Genomic DNA, 20,203 nt, shown 5'->3' with positions numbered 1-20,203 from the left:
GGTGGTCCGATGCCGTAAATGGGCGGTACACGCTCGAGGGGGACCCGATGGAGCAGCGCCTGGTATTTGATCCGGAGATCCTGCGTCGCTATGACGTGAGCGGACCTCGCTACACGTCGTATCCCACGGCACCCCAGTTCCACGAGGGTTTCGACGACCGCGCGTATGCCGAGGCGGCGCAGGCCACCAACGGGGCGGACCCGGCGCGTCCGCTGTCGCTGTACGTGCATGTCCCGTTCTGCGACACGGTCTGCTTCTATTGTGCCTGCAACAAGGTCATTACCGGCAACTACCAGCGGGCACAGCGCTATCTCGCGTATCTCGAACGCGAGGCCGAGCTGCAGGGCGAGCTGTTTGATGCGGAGCGCACGGTGGGGCAGTTGCACTTCGGCGGGGGCACGCCGACCTATCTCGGGGACGAGGATCTGCGCCTGGTGATGGCATTGCTCGGGCGCCACTTCCGCCTCGACGACAGTGCCGCGCGCGAATTCTCCATCGAGATCGACCCGCGCGCGGTGCGACCCGGGACGATTCCGCTGCTGGGCGAACTGGGTTTCAACCGCATCAGCCTCGGCGTGCAGGACTTTGATCCGGACGTGCAGCGGGCGGTCAACCGCATCCAGCCCTTCGACGTCACCGCGCGCGCCGTCGAGCAGGCCCGGGCCCATGGGTTCGAGTCCACCAACTTCGACCTGATCTACGGGCTTCCGCTGCAGACGGTGGAGACCTACACCCGCACCCTGGAGCGTGCCCTCGAACTGCGCCCGGAACGCCTGGCGATCTACAACTACGCCCATCTGCCACAGATGTTCAAGACGCAGCGCCAGATCCGCGAGGCGGACCTGCCCGATGCAGCCGAGAAGCTCGCGATCCTGGAGACGACCATCGAGCGGCTGACCGCGGCGGGCTACGTCTACATCGGGATGGATCACTTTGCCTTGCCGGACGACGAGCTGGCCGAGGCACAGCGAGCCGGGACGCTGCAGCGCAACTTCCAGGGCTATTCCACCCGTGCGGAGTACGATCTCGTGGCGCTGGGTCCCACGGCCATCGGGAAGGTCGGCGCGACCTACAGCCAGAACCTGCGCGAGCTGGATGCCTACTACGCCCGCCTGGATGCGGGCCGCCTCCCGGTCTTTCGGGGGCTGGAGCTGAGTGCCGACGACCGCCTGCGGCGGGACGTGATCAGCGAACTGATGTGCCACTCGCGGATCGACTTTGCCGCGATCGAGGCGCGCCACGGGATCGTGTTCGGCGAGGTCTTCGCGGACGCGCTAGGGCGTCTGGAAGGTATGCAGGCCGACGGTCTGGTGCGCATTGAGGCAGGGCGGCTGGATGTGCTGCCACGCGGCCGCCTGCTTCTGCGCAACGTGGCCATGGCATTCGATGCCTATCTGGGCACCGAAGGGCAGCCGCGCTACAGCAAAGTGGTGTGACGGACTTGACGGCGATGAGGGGTCGCCGAAAGACTTGAGGGAGGACGACCGCCAACAAGGATGTTGCGGTGAAGACGACACGCTATTTCGAAGCCGTAAGGGCGAGACCCGATCGGCGTATGATCCGGGACGAATGGATCGTTCAGGCGATCGACGAGCCGCTGTACGAAGAAGTGCAGGGCGATGGACGGATCCGCCGATGGGCTTTGATAGACGAGGCAGAAGAACGCTACCTCCGTGTCGTGCTGTTGGCGGACGGGGAAACCGTTCACAACGCCTTTTTTGATCGAGGGTTCAGACGATGAAGCTGCAGTATTTCGGGGATACGGACACGCTTTACATCGAGTTTCGAGGCGATCGCGTGGCGGAAACGCGTTCCCTCGATGAAAACACGACCCTGGATGTCGACGCGGAAGGAGCGGTGTGCGCCATCACCTTTGAACACGCGAGCGAACGGACGGACCTGCAGCATCTCACGGTCGAGGGTATCGCTGCCTGACGCGAAGGACGCTACACGAAAGGCGTATGGGGGGTTAGAAGACCGCTCGTCACCGGCTCCGCCGACGCGGGCGCAGGCTGTGGCCCAGGATGATCCAGGCGTCGCGGGTGCGCAGGCGCGGGCGGGCGAAGACGTCGTCCTGCTGGCGCAGGCGCCAGAGGATGCGGGCGCCGCCATTGATGATGGCGCGGATTTCCAGCCCCATGCGCCCGCGCAGCATCCCGCCCAGGGGCGCGCCGGCCCGCAGCAGGCGATCGGCGCGGGCGTACTGGAACTGCATCAGATTGCGTAGCTGGAAGGTGGTCTTTTCGGCCGCGAGCATGGCCTCGGTGACGCCGTACTGGTCCATCTCCTCCTGCGGCAGGTAGATGCGGTTGTTCTCCTCCAGGTCCTGCTGCAGGTCCTGGTAGAAGTTGATCAGTTGCAGGGCCGAGCAGATGGCGTCGGAATGGCCCAGCATTTCCTCGGTCGGGTTCCCGTTCAGATGCAGCAGCAGCCGCCCGACCGGGTTGGCCGAACGCCGGCAGTAGTCCATCACCTCGCCAAAGGTCGCGTAGCGCGTCTGGTCGAGGTCCTGCAGGAAGGCATCGATCAGGTCGGAGAACGGTGCCGCCGGCAGGTGGAAACGGGCGCGGGCATCCGCCAGGGCGATCCATTCGGGATCGTGTTCCGCGGCCGGGTCCTCCAGGACCTGCACGCGTTCCTGCATGGCCAGCAGTGCCTGGCGGCGTTCTTCGACCGGGCGCGGGTCCTCGTCGGCCAGGTCGTCGGCGTCGCGGGCAAAGCAGTAGATCGCCGCCACCGGGTCGCGCAGGCGGCCGGGCAGCAACCAGGAGGCCACAGGGAAGTTCTCGTAGTGCGCCGTGGCACGCTGACGGCAGTGGCGATAGGCCTGGCGGATCCGGGGTTCCATCAACCATCAGCCCCCGCGGGGTGGCGGGCGTGATCAGCCGGCAAGGCTGCGCTCCGGGGCGGGGGCGCCGTTGTACCAGGCCCAGAAATCGTCGGGTTGCTCCAGGGCGCCGTCGGCGCCCCATTGATCCGGCTGCTGGTCCGCGTCGATGTAGCCCCAGTTGGCGATCAGGGTGGGCATGCCGGCGGCGCGTCCGGCCGCGATGTCGCGCTCGGCATCGCCCCAGTAGCAGTGGCGCTCCGGGGGCAGGCCGGTTTGCCGCGCCGCCAGCCACATGGGTTCGGGGTCAGGCTTGCGCTGGGGCAGGGTATCGCCGCTGACAACGGCCGCCATGCGGGAGCGCAGGCCGAGGGCCTCCAGCAGTGGAACGGTGAGCCAGCCCGGCTTGTTGGTGACCACGCCGACGGACCAGCCCCGGGCCTCGCAGCGGTCCAGGAGCTCGGCGAACCCGGGGAACAGGGCGGTGGCCTGGCACAGGTCGCGGGCGTAGATCTCCAGGTAGCGCTTCTTCAGATGTTCCGTGAAGTCGACATCAGCGTCGGGGAAGGCGAGCGCGACGAGGGCCTGCGAGCCGTGGGAGACATGGTTGCGCACCGCCTGGAAAGGGAGCGGCGCGCGGTCGTATTCGGCCATCAGGGTGACCAGCGCCGCATGCATGTCCGGCGCGGTATCCAGCAGCGTCCCGTCGAGGTCGAACAGGAGCGAACCCAGATCGCGCGTCATGCGGTGGTGTCGTCGCCCCGGCGGGAGGCCATGAGGTAGTTCACGTCGGTGCGCCCCACCAGGCGGTAGCGACCGCTGAGCGGCGAATAGGTCAGCCCGGTCATTGCGGTGACCTCGAACCCATGGCGGCGCAGCGCGGCGCCCAGTTCCGAGGGCCGGATGAAGCGGCCGTACTCGTGGGTGCCGGCGGGCAGCATGTTCAGCAGGTATTCGGCCCCGACGATCGCCTCGGCGAAGGCCCGCGGCGTGCGGTTGATCGTGGACAGAAACAGCCAGCCGCCGGGACGCACAAGCTTCACGAGCGCATCGATGACCGCTTCGGGGTCGGGCACGTGTTCCAGCATCTCCAGGCAGGTGACCACGTCGTAGTCGCCGGCGTGGTGTTCGGCATGGGCCTCGGCGGTGGTATGCAGGTAGTGGATCTCTAACCCCGCTTCGTGGGCGTGCTCGCGGGCAACTTCCAGGTGTTCGGCACCGGCGTCCAGGGCGGTGACGTGCGCGCCGCGCACCGCCATTGCCTCGGACAGGATGCCGGCACCGCAGCCGACGTCCAGCACTTTCTTGCCGGTCAGGTCGGCCTGGGCGTCGATCCACTCCAGGCGCAGCGGGTTGATCGCATGCAGGGTGGCGAAGGGGCCGCTGGGGTCCCACCACTCGCGGGCGCGGTGCGTGAACTTGTGGATCTCGGCGCTATCGACGTTGGCGTGCGTCTGCGAACGGGATTGAGTCTGCGGGCTCATGGGATCGGTTTCCCCTCAGGCAATGGGCTGCTGGGTTTCCAGCACCCGGATGCGCCAGTCATCGGCTTCGGCGCGGAGGTCCTGCACGTTCAGCGTAAGCAGTTCCCGGTCGCGCAGCAACGGGCGTCCGGCCACGTAGACGTCGCGTACGGCATCCCGCGTGGCGGCATACACGATTTGCGCGCTGGGGTCGTGCGCCGGCTGCAGCTCCAGGGCCTGCAGGTCCACCGCGACCACGTCCGCCTGCTTGCCGGGCTCCAGCGAACCGATGCGGTCGTCCAGCCCCAGGGCGCGGGCGCTGCCGAGGGTGGCCATCTCCAGGGCCGAGGCGGCGGGCAGCGCCGCGGCGTCGCCGCTGACGGCCTTGGCCAGCAGGGCGGCGGTGCGCATCTCGCCGATCATGTCCAGATCGTTGTTGGAGGCGGTGCCATCGGTGCCCAGGCCGACGGTGATCCCGGCTTCCTGCAGACGCGCGACGGGGCAGAACCCGGACGCCAGCTTCAGGTTGGATTCCGGGCAGTGGGCGACGGACACCGGCCGGTCGCGCAGCTGGTCCAGATCGGATTCGTCCACCTGGGTCATGTGCACAGCGATGAAGGGCTGGTCCAGCATGCCGAGTCGGGCGAGGCGCGCCAGGGGCCGTTCGCCGTGGTCACGGACGGCGTCGGCGACCTCGCTGGCCGTCTCGTGGACATGCATGTGAATCGGGGCGTCGAGTTCGCGCGCGCGACCGGCCACGCGCTCCAGGCTCGCATCGCCAACGGTATAGGGCGCGTGCGGGGCCACATTGAAGGCGATCCGTTCGTGTCGGCCCCAGGCGGTCACCACGTCGGCGCCGCGCTGGAAGTACTCGTCGGCCGTGCTCGCCCAGGGGGTGGGGAAATCGAACACGGTCAGGCCCAGGGAGGCGCGGATACCGGTCTCGTCGACCACTCGCGCCGCGTCCTCCACGAACAGGTACATGTCGCTGAAACAGGTGGTGCCGCCACGCAGCATCTCCGCGACCGAGAGCCGGGTGCCGGCGCGCACGAACTCGGGCGAGAGCAGCTTGCCTTCGGCCGGCCAGATGTAGCGCTTGAGCCAGTCCATCAGGGTGTGGTCGCTGCCGATGCCCCGCAGCAGGCTCATCCCCGAGTGGGTATGGGCATTGACCAGGCCGGGAATCAGGGCGTGCCCGGGATGGTCGCGGTACTCCGCATCGGGGTATCGGGCGCGGGCGGTCTCCGTGGGCTCGATCGCCTGGATGACGCCGTCGCGGATGATGAGGGCGTGATCCCGCAAGATGGTGTCGCGGGGGATGACCGGGAGAATCTGGGGGGCGCCGAGGATCAGCGTCTGGGTCTGGTTCATGGGACACGGTCTGCGCGGGATACAGGGTCGCGCATGGTACCCGAAAGGGGCGTAGTTGCGCCGCCCCGGGGCGTTAAGGAGACGCTGATTGAATCGCGCGTCCGCGCTCGAGTCGCTTTTGCGTGCGAACAAGGCGCGGTGACCGCCGTGCAGTCATTCTGCACAAGGGAGCCGCAACGCCGTGCGCGCGCCCGTTTTCGATCAACAACGGGCGGCCGAGCCCGCTCTTTCAATCACTTGTCGGGTTGGTGCCCCCTGTTCCCCGAGCCAGCGTTGCGCCACTTGCGGGTAGAACCACTACCCGCTGCACGACGCGCCTTGTCTCGGAAAACAGGGGGCACCAACGCGGCCGCGCGATTCAATCAGCGTCTCCTTTAGGACTACTGGCGGTTGATCGCGAAACGGCCGGGGCCGGTCAGGGCCAGCGCGATGGCCGCGAACAGGAACATCCCCTGCAGTTCCAGGGCCCAGCCGCCGTGGCCGGTGAGCTGGAAGACCTCGTGGGCATGCGCCAGAGCGATGGCAAAGACCATGTTGATCGCGATGAGTACGGCGCCGATGCGTGCATAGAGTCCGAGGATGACCAGGATCGGGGCCAGGATCTCGCCGACGTACACGCCGTAGGCCAGGATGGTCGGGAGTCCGGCGTCGGCCAGCATGCCTTCGATGCCACTGATGCCACCTGTGATCTTCGCGATGCCGTGCAGCAGGATCATGATGCCGAGGGCCAGTCGCAGGATCAGCTTGCCGCTGTCGTCGAGGGTGTGGTCCATGTCGATACTCTCCTTGTAGCAGGGCGGGCCGGGCCCGCGTTAAGACCCGGGCATCTGCCCCGGGTCGGGTTCGGGGGGCATCACGATGAGGGCCCCTGGGTCGCGGACCGGTTCGGTCAGCCGGCCTCGCGCCCAAGGCGCTGGGCGCGGGCGACCTCCGCAACGTGCCGGCCCTGGGAGGCGGCCATGCCCAGTTCGCTCTCGCTCGGCTGGCGCGAGCCGTCGCCGGCGGCCAGCGTGGTGGCACCGTAGGGCGTGCCGCCGCAGACCTCGCTGACGTCGAGCATGCGCTTCTCGGTGTAGGGTAGACCAACCACGGTCATGCCGTAGTGCAGCAGATTGACGATGGTGGAGACCAGGGTCGTCTCCTGGCCGCCATGTTGCGATGCCGTGGAGCCGAACACGCTGCCGACCTTGCCGACCAGCTTGTCACCGAACCACAGGGCGCCGGTCTGGTCGAGGAAGTTGGCCATCTGGGCGGCCATCCGGCCGAAACGGGTCGGGGTGCCGATGATGATGGCGTCGTAGTCCGCCAGTTCCTCCGGCTTCGCGATGGGTGCGGCCTGGTCGAGCTTGGCGCCGGCGTTGCGGGCCACCTCGTCCGGCATCAGTTCCGGGACACGCTTGATCGTGACCTCGGTACCCGGGACTTCGCGGGCCCCCCGGGCCACGGCCTCGGCCATCTGCTCGATGTGGCCCCAGGTGGAGTAGTACAGGATCAGGATCTTGGTGCTCATGGTCGACGGGCCTCCGTTTGTCGGGAATCGAATATCCGTCAGCCTAGATCCGATTTATACGAAAGAAAATGCCGAAAAAAGCCCCTTAACGTTCGTTTAAATTGAACGGTTATCGGTGGGCGGCCGGGTGGCGGTTTCCCGCCTGGCGGAGGACCTGTGCCTCCAGGACGGCCAGGGTGTCGGGGTGACCGTACAGGTAGCCCTGGAAATGACGGCAGCCCAGGCCGAACAGGAAGGCGCGCTGATCGTCGTTCTCCACCCCTTCGGCGATCACGTCGAGGTCCAGGGTGTGGGCCAGATTGACCACCATCTGGGCAATCGCGGCATCGTTCGGGTCATCCAGCACATCGCGCACGAAGGATTGATCGATCTTTAGTTGGGCCAGCGGCAGGCGCTTGAGGTAGGCCAGCGACGAGTAACCGGTGCCGAAGTCGTCCAGGGAGAATTCGATCCCGAGCGTGCGCAGTTCCTCGATGTGGGCAATGACCGTTTCCACGTTCTCCAGCAGCATGCTCTCGGTCAGTTCCAGTTTCAGGCGTTCCCCGGGGGCGCCGGTTTCGTCCAGGATCGCCGCCAGGTCGCGGACGAAGTGGCGGTGGCGGAACTGGCGGGCGCTGACGTTGACCGACAGCGTCAGGTCACGGAAGGCCGGCTGGTGCTGCCAGGCGGCCAGTTGCTCGCAGGCCGCGCGCATGACCTTGCGTCCGATCGGGACGATCAGGCCGGTCTGTTCGGCGACCGGAATGAACTCGGCGGGGGAGATCGCGCCACGGGTTTCGTGCATCCAGCGCAGCAGGATCTCGGCGCCCATGACCGCGCCGGAGGCATCCACCTGCGGCTGGTAGTGCACGCTGAAGTGGTCCTGATCGAGCGCATGGCGCAGCTCGCTCTCGAGTTCGAAGCGGGCCTCGACCGCGCGGTGCAGGTCGGGGTCATAGAAGCGGACGGTGTTGCGCCCGGCGTTCTTCGCCCGATACATCGCCAGGTCCGCCTGTTTCAGGATCTCTTCCACGCCCAGACTGCGGCCGCTGAACAGCGTGGCGCCGATGCTCGGGGTGACATGGCGTTTCTGTCCGGCGAGCTCGAAGGGGTCGCGCAGGAGGTCGATCAGTTTGCGTCCCACCGCTTCCGCCTGGGTCGCGGCCCGCGCCGGGTCGGGGTGGAGGTCGTTGAGGATGACCACGAACTCGTCGCCCCCAAGGCGCGCCAGGGTATCGGCCTCGCGGACCGAGTCCTGCATGCGCTCGGCGACCTGCCGCAGCAGGTCGTCGCCCACGGCATGCCCCAGGGTGTCGTTGATGTCCTTGAAGTTGTCGAGGTCGATGAACAGGAGCGCGCCGTGCAAATGGCTGCGCTCGGTGTTCCCGAGCGTCTGGCTCAGTCGATCGTGCAGCAGGGTACGGTTGGGCAGATGGGTCAGGCCGTCGAAGAAGGCGAGACGGCGGATCTCGTCCTCGGCCTGCTTGCGGTCGGAGATGTCGGTCATCGTGCCGAAGGTCGCCGTGACCTCGCCGCGCTCATTGAACCGGGCACTGGCATAGACGCTGACCCAGCGGATGTCGCCTTCGCGGGTGCGCAGGCGGATCTCCTCGGACTGGGCATGGGACCCGCCCTCCAGCAGGGTGGCGCAGAAGCTGCGGGCGTCCTCGGTGTCCTCCGGGGCCACGAAGTCGCACATCGGGCGGCCCAGGGTCTCCTCCACGCTGAAGCCGGTGAGGTGTTCCCAGGCCGGGTTCAGGAGGGTCCAGCGACCGTCCGCATCGGTCCGGAAGATGACCTCGGAGATGTGGTCCACGACATCGCGGTAGCGATTCTCGCTTTCGGCCAGGGCATCGGTGGTGCGGCGATGGGCGGTGATATCCAGGGTCAGTCCGCGCAGGCTCTCGCGGCCGTCACCGTCCGTGGCCCAGGACAGGATGTCGCGCAGCCAGATCCACTGGCCGTCGCGGTGGGCAAAGCGGTAGTCCACGGTGCGCGACTGCTTGCGGCTCTCGCGGGCGGCGTTCTGGACCCGTGGCAGGTCGCTTGGATGGATGTGGCGGGCCCGCAGTTCGCCGCGGCCCAGATTGCGCGCGGGAAAGCCGAGCAGGTGGCGGGTGTCGCCGGCGACGAACTCCCATTCGTGAGTGGCGGGGTTGGCCTCCCACAGGATGGCATTGGCCCCGCCCAGCATGGATTCCAGGCGCGCGACCGAGCGGTTGAGTTGCTGGTTTTGCTGTTCCAGCGTGGTCTGGGTTGTGCCGAGATGGGCGGCGACGTCGTTGAAGGTGCGCGCGAGGTCGCCGAATTCGTCGTTCGAGCGCATCGGGATGCGATGGTCCAGGCGGCCGACCTGCAGGGCCTTCGCGCCCTGATTCAAAAGGCGCAGCCGGCGGGTGATCACCAGACTGAACACAATCGCGGCGACCATCGACAGTACCAGAACCCCCATGGCCAGCAGGACGTTGCGCTGCAGGAGGTCGGCGGACAGGGCATCGATGGCGTCCGTCGAATACCCGACCGCGAGGGTGCCCAGGGGTTGTCCGGCCAGTTCGATGTCCCGGAGGATCTCGATCTGTCCGGGGGCAGTGCGAATGCGGTCGCCGGATTCGGGGATTGCCTCCGGCGAGATGCCCACGGAGGCCATGGGCTGGTCCTGGGCATCGAGCACTACCGCGTAGAGCACGTGGGAGTCGTCCGCGACCAGGTCCAGCAGGTCCTGCAGCATCGCCGGATCAGCGTAGGCCAGCCCCGGAGTCAGCGCGCTGGACAGGAGGCGCCCCTGCTGCTCAGCAAAGCGCTCCAGCATCTGCGACTGGTTCTGCTGCACCTGGGAGATGCCACTGAACATCAGTACTGCGACCATCGCGACCTGGATCGCGACGGTGCCAATGATGATCTGCCAGGCGAAATTCAGGCGCATGCGGGGCTTGGCTCGCGTGTTCGCGGCGCCACCAGAAGGCTGGGGCCGAAGCTGGTTGGAGCCAGGCCGGAGCGGTTCATGGAAGGGTTCCGAGTCGGGGGCTTGCCAGTAGGGATGATTGGTCAAAAGCCGAAATTGTCGCGCATATTCTACGGGACTGTTCCGTAGATGCCCATCGTGGCAACGTCGCCACACAGGCTCCTGGAGCCCACCTCATTCCTCCTTGGGTTCGAACGAATCGAATGCATTTTCGAACGCCTCCTGGCGAAAAGGCAGGAAGTCGGTGTCCTGAACGGCAACGAAACCTCGGTGGCGTATCGCGCGCAGGAGGTGCTGCCCCTGGGCGGTGTCTTCAAGGCTGATGAGCGAGCGGGTCAAATCACCGGCTTCCGCGACGACGGCGTTGCGTGCCAATAGCGTCATGCCGGGGAAAGTGGGTGATGCCTCGATGACACGCACGAGAGTCCCATCCCCGAGTGACATCAGCATGGTCGTAGCACCCAGACGGGTGAGAGATTCCACCACGTCACCATCCGTGACCAGAACCAGGGCCTCTGTTTCGCCGCGCAGGAAGGTAGTGACGGCGGCGCTGTGATGGTGGTGGTGCTGGATGATCGGCCGGGATGCTCCGTCTGTCCATAGTTGCCTGGAGAGGGCGTGATCCAGGTAGGCCGATGCCAGGCTTTCCTCGAAGGGTGCGGCAATGCGTGCATTCGCCAGGTCCTCGACACTGTCGAATGGCGTTTCGGGTAGCACCGCAATCAGAATCGCCAGCCGGTCCCGGGTGGCCGCTATCGCCTGGTAGCGCGTCTCCGTTTCAAGGAATGGCACCACATGCGGCGAGGTGAACACCAGGTCGTAGCGTTCGGCAGCGAGTCTTTGGTGGAAGACGTCACGGGTTCGCGCAGATTCGATTCGAACCGGAACCTCGAGCTGCTCGCTCAGCCAGTCGCGCAGCGGTGCGTATCGCTCGAAGAGGGCTGGGGGGCTGAGAAAGGGCTGGATGCCAAGGGACCGGGTCTGGGCATCGTTTGCCAGTGCTGGCAAACCGCCGAGCATCAGCAGAACCGGGATGAGCACCGCACTGGCCGGCCGCGTGATCCAGTGCGCGGCAGGAACACGTGCGGGGTTTGTGCGTGTTCTGGTCATGTCATTGCGCCCCTCTCTCGTTCATACGGCATTCCGAATATCGAGTAAAGCCCAAAGCGACCGGAACGACCCGTCGTGAAACGGTTGGGGATGGCGGTGCCGGCAAGCTGACGATTTGAGCGCAGAGTTGTGTGACCCGCCTGGAAATCGTCAATAACTCGTCGGTTCTGGTGGGTGTCCAAGCGGCCTTGCCGCGCCTTCGGCGAAACTGGCGCTTTTCTTGCTTGTTTGAACCGGCAGTACACAAGCGTGCCCGGGGTGCGGCAGGAGAATTCAGGATGGGAGTATTGGACAGGATCGCAGAGGCCTTGCTGGCGACACTACAGGGGCTCAGCCCGCTGACGGTGATTGGCCTGTTCGCGCTGGTGTTGTTCGCGTTGTTCCTGGTGGCCCTGGGCGCGACGGCGCTGCGGCGCGCGAAGGCCCTGCAGGGGGCCGCGCCCGCGTTGCTGACCACGCTCGGGATCCTCGGGACGTTCCTGGGGGTGGCGATTGGCCTGCTGGACTTCGATGCGGGACGTGTGGAGGCGAGCATCCCCGCGTTGCTGGAGGGGCTCAAGCTGGCCTTTGTGACCAGTATCGTGGGCATCCTCCTGTCGGCGGTGCTGCGCATGGTGCAGGTGTTGACGCCCACCGCGGCTCTCGCGGAGCGCGAGGTTCCCGCCGAGGCGACAAACGGCACCAAAGATCCGGCGCAACTGGCCGCACAGCAGCGCGATGCCGCACTGGCGATGGTCGAGGCCGTGCGGACTCTGGACCAGCGCCTCGATGCCCGGCTGGAGCGGCAGCACCGGGAACTGACCGGGGCGCTGGACGGCATGGCCGAGCGCATCACCGAAATGAGCAGCACGCATCTCGTCGAGGCGCTGGAGCGGGTGATCCACGATTTCAACCATCGTCTTGGCGAGCAGTTCGGGGAGAACTTCCGCCGCCTGGATAACTCGGTCGCGAGACTGCTGGAGTGGCAGGATCAGTACCGTCAGCAGATGGAAACCCTGCAGCGTGCCTTTGATCAGGCGCGCAGCGGGGTCGAGCAGACCGAGCAGACGCTGGAGCGCATGACGGGCCAGGCCCTGCAGATCACGCGTCACGTGGAGGATCAGGAGTCGACGCTCTCCAGCCTGCGCCGCGAGACGGTCGAACTGGAGGCGCTGCTGGGCAGCATCGCCGCCCTGCGCGATCGCGCAACCGAGGCTTTCCCCGCCATGGATGCCCGCCTGGAGGCGATGCTCGAGAGCATCGAGAACGCCGTTCAGGCCGGACACGCGGCCGAGCAGCGCTGGAGCCGGCCGGTGGCATCAGCGGGCGGGCGTAACTGATGTTTGCGTGGATGGCGCGGCGCGGACGCCGGGCCGAGGGCCCCGGCAGCGAGGCGGACCAGGGCTCGCACTGGCTCGCCGTGGCGGATCTGATGGCGGCGTTGATGATGATCTTTCTGTTCCTCGCCCTGCTGCATATGGTGCAGGTGGAGCGCGAGAGTGCCGCGCACACGGAGGTGCGCAACGAGGCGGCCGCGCTGCGCGCGGCGATCTATTCGGTGCTCGAGGAGGAGTTCCGGGAGGATCTGCCGCGCTGGAACGCGGAGCTGGATCGCGACAGCCTGACGCTGCGTTTCCGTGAGCCGGAGGTCCTGTTCGAGCGCAGTTCGGCCTCCATCCGGCCGCGATTCGAAGCGATTCTGGCGGATTTCATGCCGCGCTATGCCGAACAGCTGCGCCCGTTCGCCGACGTGATCCGGGAGGTGCGAATCGAAGGCCACACCTCGAGTGAGTGGGCCGGGAGCGACGATCCCCTGGAGGCTTATTTCGGCAACATGGATCTTAGCCAGCGGCGCACGCGGGCGGTGCTGGAATATGCCTACCAGCTGGAACCCCTGCAGGAGGCGGACTGGTTTCGCTCGCGGGTCGCCGCCGTGGGCCTGTCATCTTCGCGGCGGGTGCTGGATGCACAGGGCGAGGAGGACCGCCGCGCCTCCCGACGGGTCGAATTCAGCGTGCTGACGGACTTTGAAACGCGCCTGCTGGGCGAGGCCTCGCCGGCGGCGCCGGACCCCTTGCCGCTGGAGGCGCGCGGGCGCTGATCGTAAGGGGAACACGTAATCAGTGTTTCCCTCGGCGTCAGAGGGCCTGAAGCAGGGCCTCGCGCAGTCGGGTCTGTGCCTCGGCGTCCAGCGGGGTGCGCCCGGGTCGGCTCAGCAGGAAGCTGTCTTCGACCTGTTCGCCGGCCGTGGCGATGCGGGCGGTGCGGACGTCGATACCCTGCTCGCCAAGGATATGCCCGATGGTGGACAGCAGGCCCGGTCGATCCAGGGCCCGCAGGCGCATACGCGTGGCGTGGCCCCCGGGCGCCGGCTCGAATTCGATGCGGGTGTCCACGTCGAAGTGCTTGAGGCGTCGCGGTAGCTGACGCGTGGCGGGGTTGGGGGTGCTGCCCTGGCGGGCGAGTTCCTGCTCCAGGGCATGGCGGATCTCGTCGGCGCGATAGCCGGCATCGACGGTCTGGCCGCCGCCGCTCTCCAGGACCAGGAAGGTATCCAGGGTGCGGCCACCCGCCGTGGTGATGATGCGGGCGTCCACGATGTCGAGCCCGAGCTGGGTCAATGCGCTGGTGATGCGGGCGAAGATCTGCGGGTGATCCTCGGCATAGACGAAGATCTCGGTGCTGCCGCGCGAGGTCTTGGGGCGTACCAGGATCAGCGGGAGCGCGTCCGGGTCCAGCGGGAGCAGGGCCTGGGCATGCCAGGCGATCTCGTCGGCGGAATGGCGGAGGAAATACTCGTCGTCGAGTTCATCCCACAGCCGACGCGCCTGTTCCGGATCGAAGCCCTGTTGCTGCAGCCGCTCGAGCGCCTCGACGCGCGTCTGCCGGATCTGCTCGTCCATGTCCGGCGGGGTGTCCAGGCCACGATCGAGGACGTTGCGCGTGGCGTGGTAGAGGGTCTGGAGCAGGGCATCCTTCCAGCTGTTCCATAGCTCCGGGTTGGTGCCGCGGATATCGGCAATCGTGAGCAGATAGAGAAAGTCCAGGCGTTCGCCGGTGGCGACCTCCCGTGCGAAGCCGAGGACCACCTCGGGGTCCGAGATGTCCTTGCGCTGGGCCGTGAGGGACATCAGCAGGTGCGAGCGCACCAGCCAGGCGACCAGCCCGGCATCGGCGTCCGAGAGCCCGTGTTGCTGGCAGAAGTGCAGGGCGTCGTGGGCGCCCAGCTCGGAGTGGTCGCCGCCGCGACCCTTGGCGATGTCGTGAAACAGCGCGGCCAGGACCAGGCGTTCCGGCCGTTCCAGGCTCGCGTGGATGCGGTGCGCCAGGGGTTGTTCGTGGGCGAACTCGGGCAGCGCGAGCCGGCGCGCGTTGCGCACCACGTTCAGGGTGTGTTCGTCCACGGTGTAGGCGTGGAAGAGGTCATACTGCATGCGCCCGATGATGCGGCCGAAGGCCGGCAGATAGTTGCCCAGCACGCCATAGCGGTTCATCCGGCGGAGCTGGCTGGTGATGCCGCGCGGCGCGCGCAGGATGTCCATGAACAGCTCGCGGCAGACCGGGTTGCGCCGGAAGTGACCGTCGATCAGGTGGCGGTGGGCCCGGATCAGGCGGATGGTGGAGGCCCGTATGCCCTGGATCTCGGGGTGTTCCTGCAACAGGCGGAAGACCTCCAGCAGGGCCGGCGGGTAGATCATGAAGACCTGGTCGTGCGCGGCCTCGAGATAGCCGCCCCGGAGCTGGAAGCGCTGATGGATGCGCACCGGTTCCTGCAGGTTTTCGGGGTCGTCCAGGATGGCCTCGTTGAAGTGCTGCAGCAGCAGCTCGTTCAGGCGCTCGAGGTCGTTGATGGTGCGGAAGTAGCGCTGCATGAACTGCTCGACCGCCCGGTTGTGGTTCTGGTCGACGAAGCCGAAGGTGTTGGCCAGCTGGCGCTGCAGGTCGAACAGCAGGCGGTCCTCGCGGCGGCCGGCCAGCATGTGCAGGGCGAAGCGCACGCGCCAGAGGAAGTTCTGGCCCTCCATCATCTCGCGGAATTCGCCCTCGCGCAGGAAGCCCAGCGAGACCAGTTCCTCGATGCGCTCGGCGCCGTAGTGGCGCTTGGTGACCCATCCGATCATCTGGATGTCGCGCAGCCCGCCAGGGCCTTCCTTGACGTTTGGCTCCAGGCGGTAGGCGGTCTCGCCGAAGCGGCGATGCCGGGCCTGCTGTTCCGCCAGCTTGGCGGCGTAGAAACTGCGCGAGTCCCAGATGCGATCGGGTTCGATGGCCTGGCGGAAGTCGTTGAACAGACCCAGATGACCGGCCAGGTAGCGGGCCTCGATCAGGTTGGTCGCAACGGTGATGTCGTCGCGCGCCTCGCGGGTGCAGTCTTCGATGCTGCGCACGCTGTGTCCGACTTCGATGCCGATATCCCAGAGGAAGGTGACGAAATCGCTGATGCGGTCGAAGCGGGCACGGTCGTGCTCGCCCTCGAGGATGATCTGGATATCGATGTCGGAGGCGGGATGCAGTTCGCCGCGCCCGTAGCCCCCGACTGCGATCAGGCACAGCCGGTCGTCGTCGGCCAGGCCCTTCTGCGCCCAGATCAGCTTGAGCAGCTCGTCGATGCGCCGGGCATGGCCATGGATCAGTTCGGCGATGGGCATGCCGTCACGAAAGCCCTGGTACTGCTGCTCCAGGATGGCGCGGCGGCGGTCCCGGAACAGGGCGATGTTCCCCGGGTTGCGGCTCAGGCGCTGATAGTCCTCGCCCCAGTCGGCCGTGAAGGCCGGGGTATCGAGTTCGCCGGGGGTGCTGCCCGCAGGATTCATTGCAACTCCGTGGCGTTGTTGGTGCGAATCGGCGGGTAAGGGAGGCGAAAAGCCCGGATCAGGCCGCGATCTCCTGGGGCGGGGTTTCGTCCTTGCGCAGGGTCAGGATCTCGTAGCCATCCGCGGTCACCAGGATGGTGTGCTCCCACTGGGCCGAGGGGCTGTGATCCTTGGTCACGGCGGTCCAGCCGTCGGCGAGGATGCGCGTATGCCGGCGTCCGGCATTGATCATGGGTTCGATGGTGAAGCACATGCCTTCCTCCAGCGTCATGCCGGTGCCGGGCTTGCCGTAGTGCAGGACCTGTGGGTCCTCGTGAAAGCCGCGCCCGATCCCGTGACCGCAGAATTCGCGCACCACGGAGCAGCGCCGGGCCTCGGCGTATTCCTGGATGGCGTGTCCGATGTCGCCCAGCGTCGCCCCGGGGCGGACCTGCTGGATGCCGAGGTACATGCTGGTGCGCGCCACGTCGATCACCCGCTGGGCCTGGATGCCGGCCTTGCCGATCACGAACATGCGGCTGGTATCGCCGTGAAAGCCATTCTTGATGACGGTGATGTCAATGTTGAGGATGTCGCCGTTCTTCAGCTTCCGGTCGCCCGGGATGCCGTGGCAGACCTGGTGGTTCACCGAGGTGCAGATCGACTTGGGAAAGCCCCGGTAGTTGAGCGGGGCCGGGATCGCGTCCTGGGTGTTCACGATGTAGTCGTGACAGATCCGGTCCAGCTCCCCGGTGGTCACGCCGGCCTGCACATGGGGCTCGATCATCTCGAGGACTTCGGCGGCCAGGCGGCCGGCGACGCGCATGTGTTCGATCTCTTCGGGGGTCTTGATGGAAACGGACATGGGGGCTCCCGCCGCGGCGCCCGGAGGGGCTCGGCGTTTGGTTCGGGTAAGCGTCCTATGCTATAAAGCGCGCGCCTCGCTGGCAATTCGGCGGGGCCGGATGCCGCCCTTTGCGGGGCCGGTGTTCGAAACCTTAATCCACACACGTATCGGCACGGTCTGTCGGGTGCCCGCTCGCGAAGAAGATTCGGTTCGGGTTTCAGATCGGGATACGTGGAGGCTCAACCCGTTACAGGAGAAACCTCATGTCCCTCGTGACTATGCGACAGATGCTGGAGGCCGGCGTGCACTTCGGCCACCAGACGCGTTACTGGCATCCCAAGATGGCCCCGTACATCTTCGGGGAACGCAACAAGATTCATATCATCAACCTCGAGAAGTCCCTGCCGATGTTCAACGACGCGTTGAACTTCCTCGGCAAGCTCGCCGCCGACGGCGGCCAGATCCTGTTTGTCGGCACCAAGCGCTCGGCGCGCGACGTGGTCGCGGAAGAGGCACGTCGCTGCGGCATGCCGCACGTGAGCCACCGCTGGCTGGGCGGGATGCTGACCAACTTCAACACGGTCAAGCAGTCGATCAAGCGCCTGAAGGATCTCGAGACGATGGACGCCGACGGCAGCTTCCAGGTCCTGAACAAGCGCGAGGCCCTGAGCCGTCGCCGCGAGAAGGAAAAGCTGGATCGCAGCCTGGGCGGTATCAAGGACATGAACCGCATGCCCGACGCCATGTTCGTGATCGACGTGGGCTACGAAAAGATTGCCGTGGCCGAGGCGAAGAAGCGCGGCATCCCAGTGGTAGCCGTGGTCGATTCCAACCATTCCCCGGAAGGCGTGGACTACGTGATCCCGGGCAATGATGACGCGATGCGTGCCATCCAGCTCTACGTGGCCGCGATCGCCGACACGATCATCGAGGCCAAGGGCGCCGTGAGCACCGGTGGCGTGAGCGAAGAAGAGTTCGCCGAGCCGGCCGCGGCCGAAGGTTCCGACGATACCGCGTCGCCTGCCAACCCCGCTTGATAACCGGGACCGGCCGCCCGAGGCGGCCGGTCCGAGCATGATTCAGGAGCACCAACGATGCAGATTACTGCTGCACAAGTGAAAGAACTGCGCGAGCGCACTGGCGCCGGCATGATGGAATGCAAGAAGGCCCTGACCGAGACCGGGGGAGACCTGGAAGCGGCCGTGGAAGCCATGCGCAAGTCCGGCATGGCCAAGGCCGACAAGAAGGCGGATCGGGTTGCGGCCGAGGGCCGGGTCGAGATCGCCTGCGAGGGTTCGCAGGCCGTGATCGTCGAGATCAACTGCGAAACCGACTTCGTTGGCAATGACGACAACTTCCGCGCCTTCACCGGCACCTGCGCCAAGGTGGCGCTGAACACCGCAGCCGATTCCGTCGAGGGTCTGATGGCCGAGACCGTGGATGGCCAGACCCTGGAAGAGCAGCGCACCCAGCTGATCGCCAAGGTGGGCGAGAACGTCCAGGTGCGTCGCTTCGAGCGGATGAGCGCGGAAGGGGCCCTGGGCTTCTACCAGCATGGTGCCCGCATCGGTGTGCTGGTCGGCCTGAACGGCGGAGACGAGGCGCTGGCTAAGGACATTGCCATGCATATCGCAGCCAGCCACCCGGTGTGCGTGGACGAAAGCCAGGTGCCGACCGAAATGCTCGACAAGGAACGCGCGATCTTCAAGGCGCAGGCCGAGGAGTCCGGCAAGCCCGAGAACATCATCGAGAAGATGATCGAGGGCCGGATCCGCAAGTACCTGGGCGAGATTACCCTGGTCGGCCAGCCGTTCGTGAAGGACCCCGATCAGACCGTCGGCCAGTTGCTGGAGAGCAAGGGTGCGTCGGTGTCCGGATTCATCCGCTATGAAGTGGGCGAGGGCATCGAGAAGAAGACCGAGAACTTCGCCGAAGAGGTCATGGCTCAGGCGCGCGGCGCCTGATCCAGCAGGATCCCGGGGCGGCCGCTTGAAGCGGCCGTTTCCGGATAAGAGGGCCAGAAAAAACTGGCAAGCGAGAATAACGAGCCCGAGATAAGGAACTCCATGAGTCAGGACAGCCAGCCCGCGTACCGGCGCATCCTTCTGAAGTTGAGCGGGGAGGCCCTGATGGGCCAGCAATCCTACGGGGTGGACCCGGATGTCCTGGCGCAGGTGGCCGAAGAGGTCTCGGAGCTCTCCCGCATGGGGGTAGAGGTCGGCATCGTGATCGGTGGCGGTAATATCTTCCGCGGTGCGGGTCTGGCGCAGGGCGGTATGGACCGGGTGACCGGTGATCACATGGGCATGCTGGCGACGGTGATCAACGCGCTGGCGCTGCAGGATGCGATCGAGCGGGCCGGGCGTTTCTCTCGAGTAATGTCGGCGATCCGGATCAACCAGGTCTGCGAGGACTACATCCGGCGCCGTGCGGTGCGCCATCTCGAGAAGGGGCGGATCGTGGTGTTCGCGGCCGGGACCGGTAATCCGTTCTTTACGACGGACTCCGCGGCCAGCCTGCGGGCGATCGAGATCAACGCCGATATCATGATCAAGGCGACCAAGGTCGACGGTGTCTACGATGCCGACCCGGTCAAGAGCAAGGATGCCCGACGCTTTGAACGCCTGACGTTCGATGATGCGCTGGAAAGGCGCCTGGGCGTGATGGATACCACGGCCCTGGTGATGTGCCGCGACAACGGCCTGCCGATTCGTGTAATGAACATGTTTGCCAGGGGCGACCTGCAGCGGCTCGTGATGGGCGAGGCGGTGGGTACCCTGGTCGAGGGATCCCGCAATGAGTGACGCCACCATCAAGGACGCGCGCGAGCGCATGGACAAGAGCCTGGAAGCGCTGCGCAACGAACTGTCGAAGATCCGCACGGGGCGGGCGCACCCCACGCTGCTCGAGCACGTGCACGTGGAGTACTACGGCATGGAAGTGCCGATCAACCAGGTCGCGAACATCACGGCCGAGGATGCGCGCACCCTGGCCGTGGTGCCGTACGAGAAGGACATGGTGGGTAAGGTCGAGAAGGCCATCATGACCTCCGATCTGGGGCTGAACCCGGCGAGCATGGGGACCGTGATCCGGGTGCCGCTGCCGGCGCTGACGGAAGAGCGCCGCCGCGAGCTGGTGAAGGTGGTGAAGGCGGAGGCCGAGCACGCACGGGTCGCCGTGCGCAATATCCGGCGTGACGCCAACAATGCCTTCAAGCAGCTGGTCAAGGACAAGGAGATGTCCGAGGACGACGAGCACAAGGCCCAGGAGCAGGTCCAGAAGCTGACCGACGACCACATCGCCAAGATCGACGCGATGCTGGCGGACAAGGAAGCCGAGTTGATGGAAGTCTGACCGGCGCG

At 66.3% G+C, this 20,203-nt stretch carries 19 protein-coding genes; 9 read left to right on the top strand and 10 right to left on the bottom strand.

The annotated features are described in order from the left end of the window. The first annotated feature begins 47 nt into the window (after positions 1–47). The 3 genes from hemN (at position 48) to F614_RS0101520 (ending at position 1,935) form a co-directional block, all read left to right on the top strand. Entirely contained in the window at positions 48–1,436 is a 1,389-nt protein-coding gene (gene hemN, locus F614_RS0101530) for an oxygen-independent coproporphyrinogen III oxidase (protein WP_019558098.1), read from the top strand. A 68-nt stretch (positions 1,437–1,504) separates the two neighbouring features. After that, positions 1,505–1,741 carry a hypothetical protein gene (locus F614_RS0101525; RefSeq protein ID WP_026329775.1) on the top strand — a complete coding sequence of 79 codons (237 nt, stop codon included), beginning with the start codon at positions 1,505–1,507 and terminating at the stop codon, positions 1,739–1,741. Beyond that, entirely contained in the window at positions 1,738–1,935 is a 198-nt protein-coding gene (locus tag F614_RS0101520; protein WP_019558096.1) for a DUF2283 domain-containing protein, read from the top strand. Before F614_RS0101525 ends, F614_RS0101520 begins: the two co-directional genes overlap by 4 nt. Positions 1,936–1,984: 49 nt before the next feature. Here the strand turns inward: F614_RS0101520 and hpnC are convergent, their stop codons facing one another. The 8 genes from hpnC to F614_RS0101480 all read right to left on the bottom strand — a co-directional run bounded on the left by hpnC (position 1,985) and on the right by F614_RS0101480 (position 11,153). Further along, complete coding sequence (gene hpnC / locus F614_RS0101515; protein WP_019558095.1) at positions 1,985–2,848, bottom strand: squalene synthase HpnC; 864 nt, start codon at positions 2,846–2,848, stop codon at positions 1,985–1,987. Positions 2,849–2,881: 33 nt separating this feature from the next. After that, complete coding sequence (gene gph, locus F614_RS0101510; RefSeq protein WP_019558094.1) at positions 2,882–3,571, bottom strand: phosphoglycolate phosphatase; 690 nt, start codon at positions 3,569–3,571, stop codon at positions 2,882–2,884. Beyond that, complete coding sequence (gene ubiG / locus F614_RS0101505; protein ID WP_019558093.1) at positions 3,568–4,311, bottom strand: bifunctional 2-polyprenyl-6-hydroxyphenol methylase/3-demethylubiquinol 3-O-methyltransferase UbiG; 744 nt, start codon at positions 4,309–4,311, stop codon at positions 3,568–3,570. The genes gph and ubiG overlap by 4 nt, the downstream gene beginning before the upstream one ends. A 15-nt stretch (positions 4,312–4,326) precedes the next feature. Next, positions 4,327–5,661: a TRZ/ATZ family hydrolase gene (locus tag F614_RS0101500; protein ID WP_019558092.1), complete on the bottom strand. Its 1,335-nt coding sequence runs from the start codon at positions 5,659–5,661 to the stop codon at positions 4,327–4,329. A gap of 380 nt (positions 5,662–6,041) precedes the next feature. Continuing rightward, complete coding sequence (locus F614_RS0101495) at positions 6,042–6,434, bottom strand: DoxX family protein (RefSeq protein WP_018867004.1); 393 nt, start codon at positions 6,432–6,434, stop codon at positions 6,042–6,044. Between the two features lie 116 nt (positions 6,435–6,550). Further along, the gene (gene wrbA / locus F614_RS0101490; RefSeq protein ID WP_019558091.1) at positions 6,551–7,171 is read right to left on the bottom strand and encodes an NAD(P)H:quinone oxidoreductase; all 621 of its coding nucleotides are present in this window, start codon (positions 7,169–7,171) and stop codon (positions 6,551–6,553) included. A 109-nt stretch (positions 7,172–7,280) separates the two neighbouring features. Further along, complete coding sequence (locus tag F614_RS0101485; RefSeq protein WP_018877470.1) at positions 7,281–10,073, bottom strand: EAL domain-containing protein; 2,793 nt, start codon at positions 10,071–10,073, stop codon at positions 7,281–7,283. A 213-nt stretch (positions 10,074–10,286) separates the two neighbouring features. Then, complete coding sequence (locus F614_RS0101480) at positions 10,287–11,153, bottom strand: PhnD/SsuA/transferrin family substrate-binding protein (protein ID WP_019558090.1); 867 nt, start codon at positions 11,151–11,153, stop codon at positions 10,287–10,289. A gap of 347 nt (positions 11,154–11,500) precedes the next feature. On the opposite strand from F614_RS0101480, the gene F614_RS0101475 reads away from it, so the two are divergent. Both F614_RS0101475 and F614_RS0101470 read left to right on the top strand, forming a co-directional pair. After that, complete coding sequence (locus tag F614_RS0101475; protein WP_038037199.1) at positions 11,501–12,541, top strand: hypothetical protein; 1,041 nt, start codon at positions 11,501–11,503, stop codon at positions 12,539–12,541. Next, the gene (locus tag F614_RS0101470) at positions 12,541–13,302 is read left to right on the top strand and encodes an OmpA family protein (protein ID WP_018877467.1); all 762 of its coding nucleotides are present in this window, start codon (positions 12,541–12,543) and stop codon (positions 13,300–13,302) included. The genes F614_RS0101475 and F614_RS0101470 overlap by 1 nt, the downstream gene beginning before the upstream one ends. A 37-nt stretch (positions 13,303–13,339) precedes the next feature. On the opposite strand, the gene glnD is transcribed toward F614_RS0101470, so the two are convergent. Together glnD and map are read right to left on the bottom strand one after the other, a co-directional pair. After that, positions 13,340–16,015: a [protein-PII] uridylyltransferase gene (gene glnD, locus F614_RS0101465; protein WP_019558088.1), complete on the bottom strand. Its 2,676-nt coding sequence runs from the start codon at positions 16,013–16,015 to the stop codon at positions 13,340–13,342. 58 nt (positions 16,016–16,073) lie between these two features. After that, positions 16,074–16,859, bottom strand: a complete 786-nt coding sequence (gene map / locus F614_RS0101460) for a type I methionyl aminopeptidase (RefSeq protein ID WP_018866997.1) — start codon at positions 16,857–16,859, stop codon at positions 16,074–16,076. 245 nt (positions 16,860–17,104) lie between these two features. On the opposite strand from map, the gene rpsB reads away from it, so the two are divergent. The 4 genes from rpsB (at position 17,105) to frr (ending at position 20,195) form a co-directional block, all read left to right on the top strand. Further along, positions 17,105–17,878 carry a 30S ribosomal protein S2 gene (gene rpsB / locus F614_RS0101455; RefSeq protein ID WP_018866996.1) on the top strand — a complete coding sequence of 258 codons (774 nt, stop codon included), beginning with the start codon at positions 17,105–17,107 and terminating at the stop codon, positions 17,876–17,878. A 57-nt stretch (positions 17,879–17,935) separates the two neighbouring features. After that, entirely contained in the window at positions 17,936–18,805 is an 870-nt protein-coding gene (tsf, locus tag F614_RS0101450; protein WP_018880223.1) for a translation elongation factor Ts, read from the top strand. A gap of 102 nt (positions 18,806–18,907) precedes the next feature. After that, positions 18,908–19,645: a UMP kinase gene (gene pyrH, locus F614_RS0101440; RefSeq protein ID WP_018866994.1), complete on the top strand. Its 738-nt coding sequence runs from the start codon at positions 18,908–18,910 to the stop codon at positions 19,643–19,645. Next, on the top strand, positions 19,638–20,195 hold the full coding sequence (gene frr / locus F614_RS0101435) for a ribosome recycling factor (RefSeq protein WP_018866993.1): 558 nt from the start codon (positions 19,638–19,640) through the stop codon (positions 20,193–20,195). The genes pyrH and frr overlap by 8 nt, the downstream gene beginning before the upstream one ends. Positions 20,196–20,203: the final 8 nt, after the last annotated feature.

The organism is Thioalkalivibrio sp. ALE12 (assembly GCF_000381105.1).
In the GTDB taxonomy this organism is placed as follows: Bacteria; Pseudomonadota; Gammaproteobacteria; order Ectothiorhodospirales; family Ectothiorhodospiraceae; genus Thioalkalivibrio.
The sequence above is the reverse complement of the archived record's forward strand: the minus strand, read 5'-3'. Positions and strand labels throughout refer to the sequence as shown.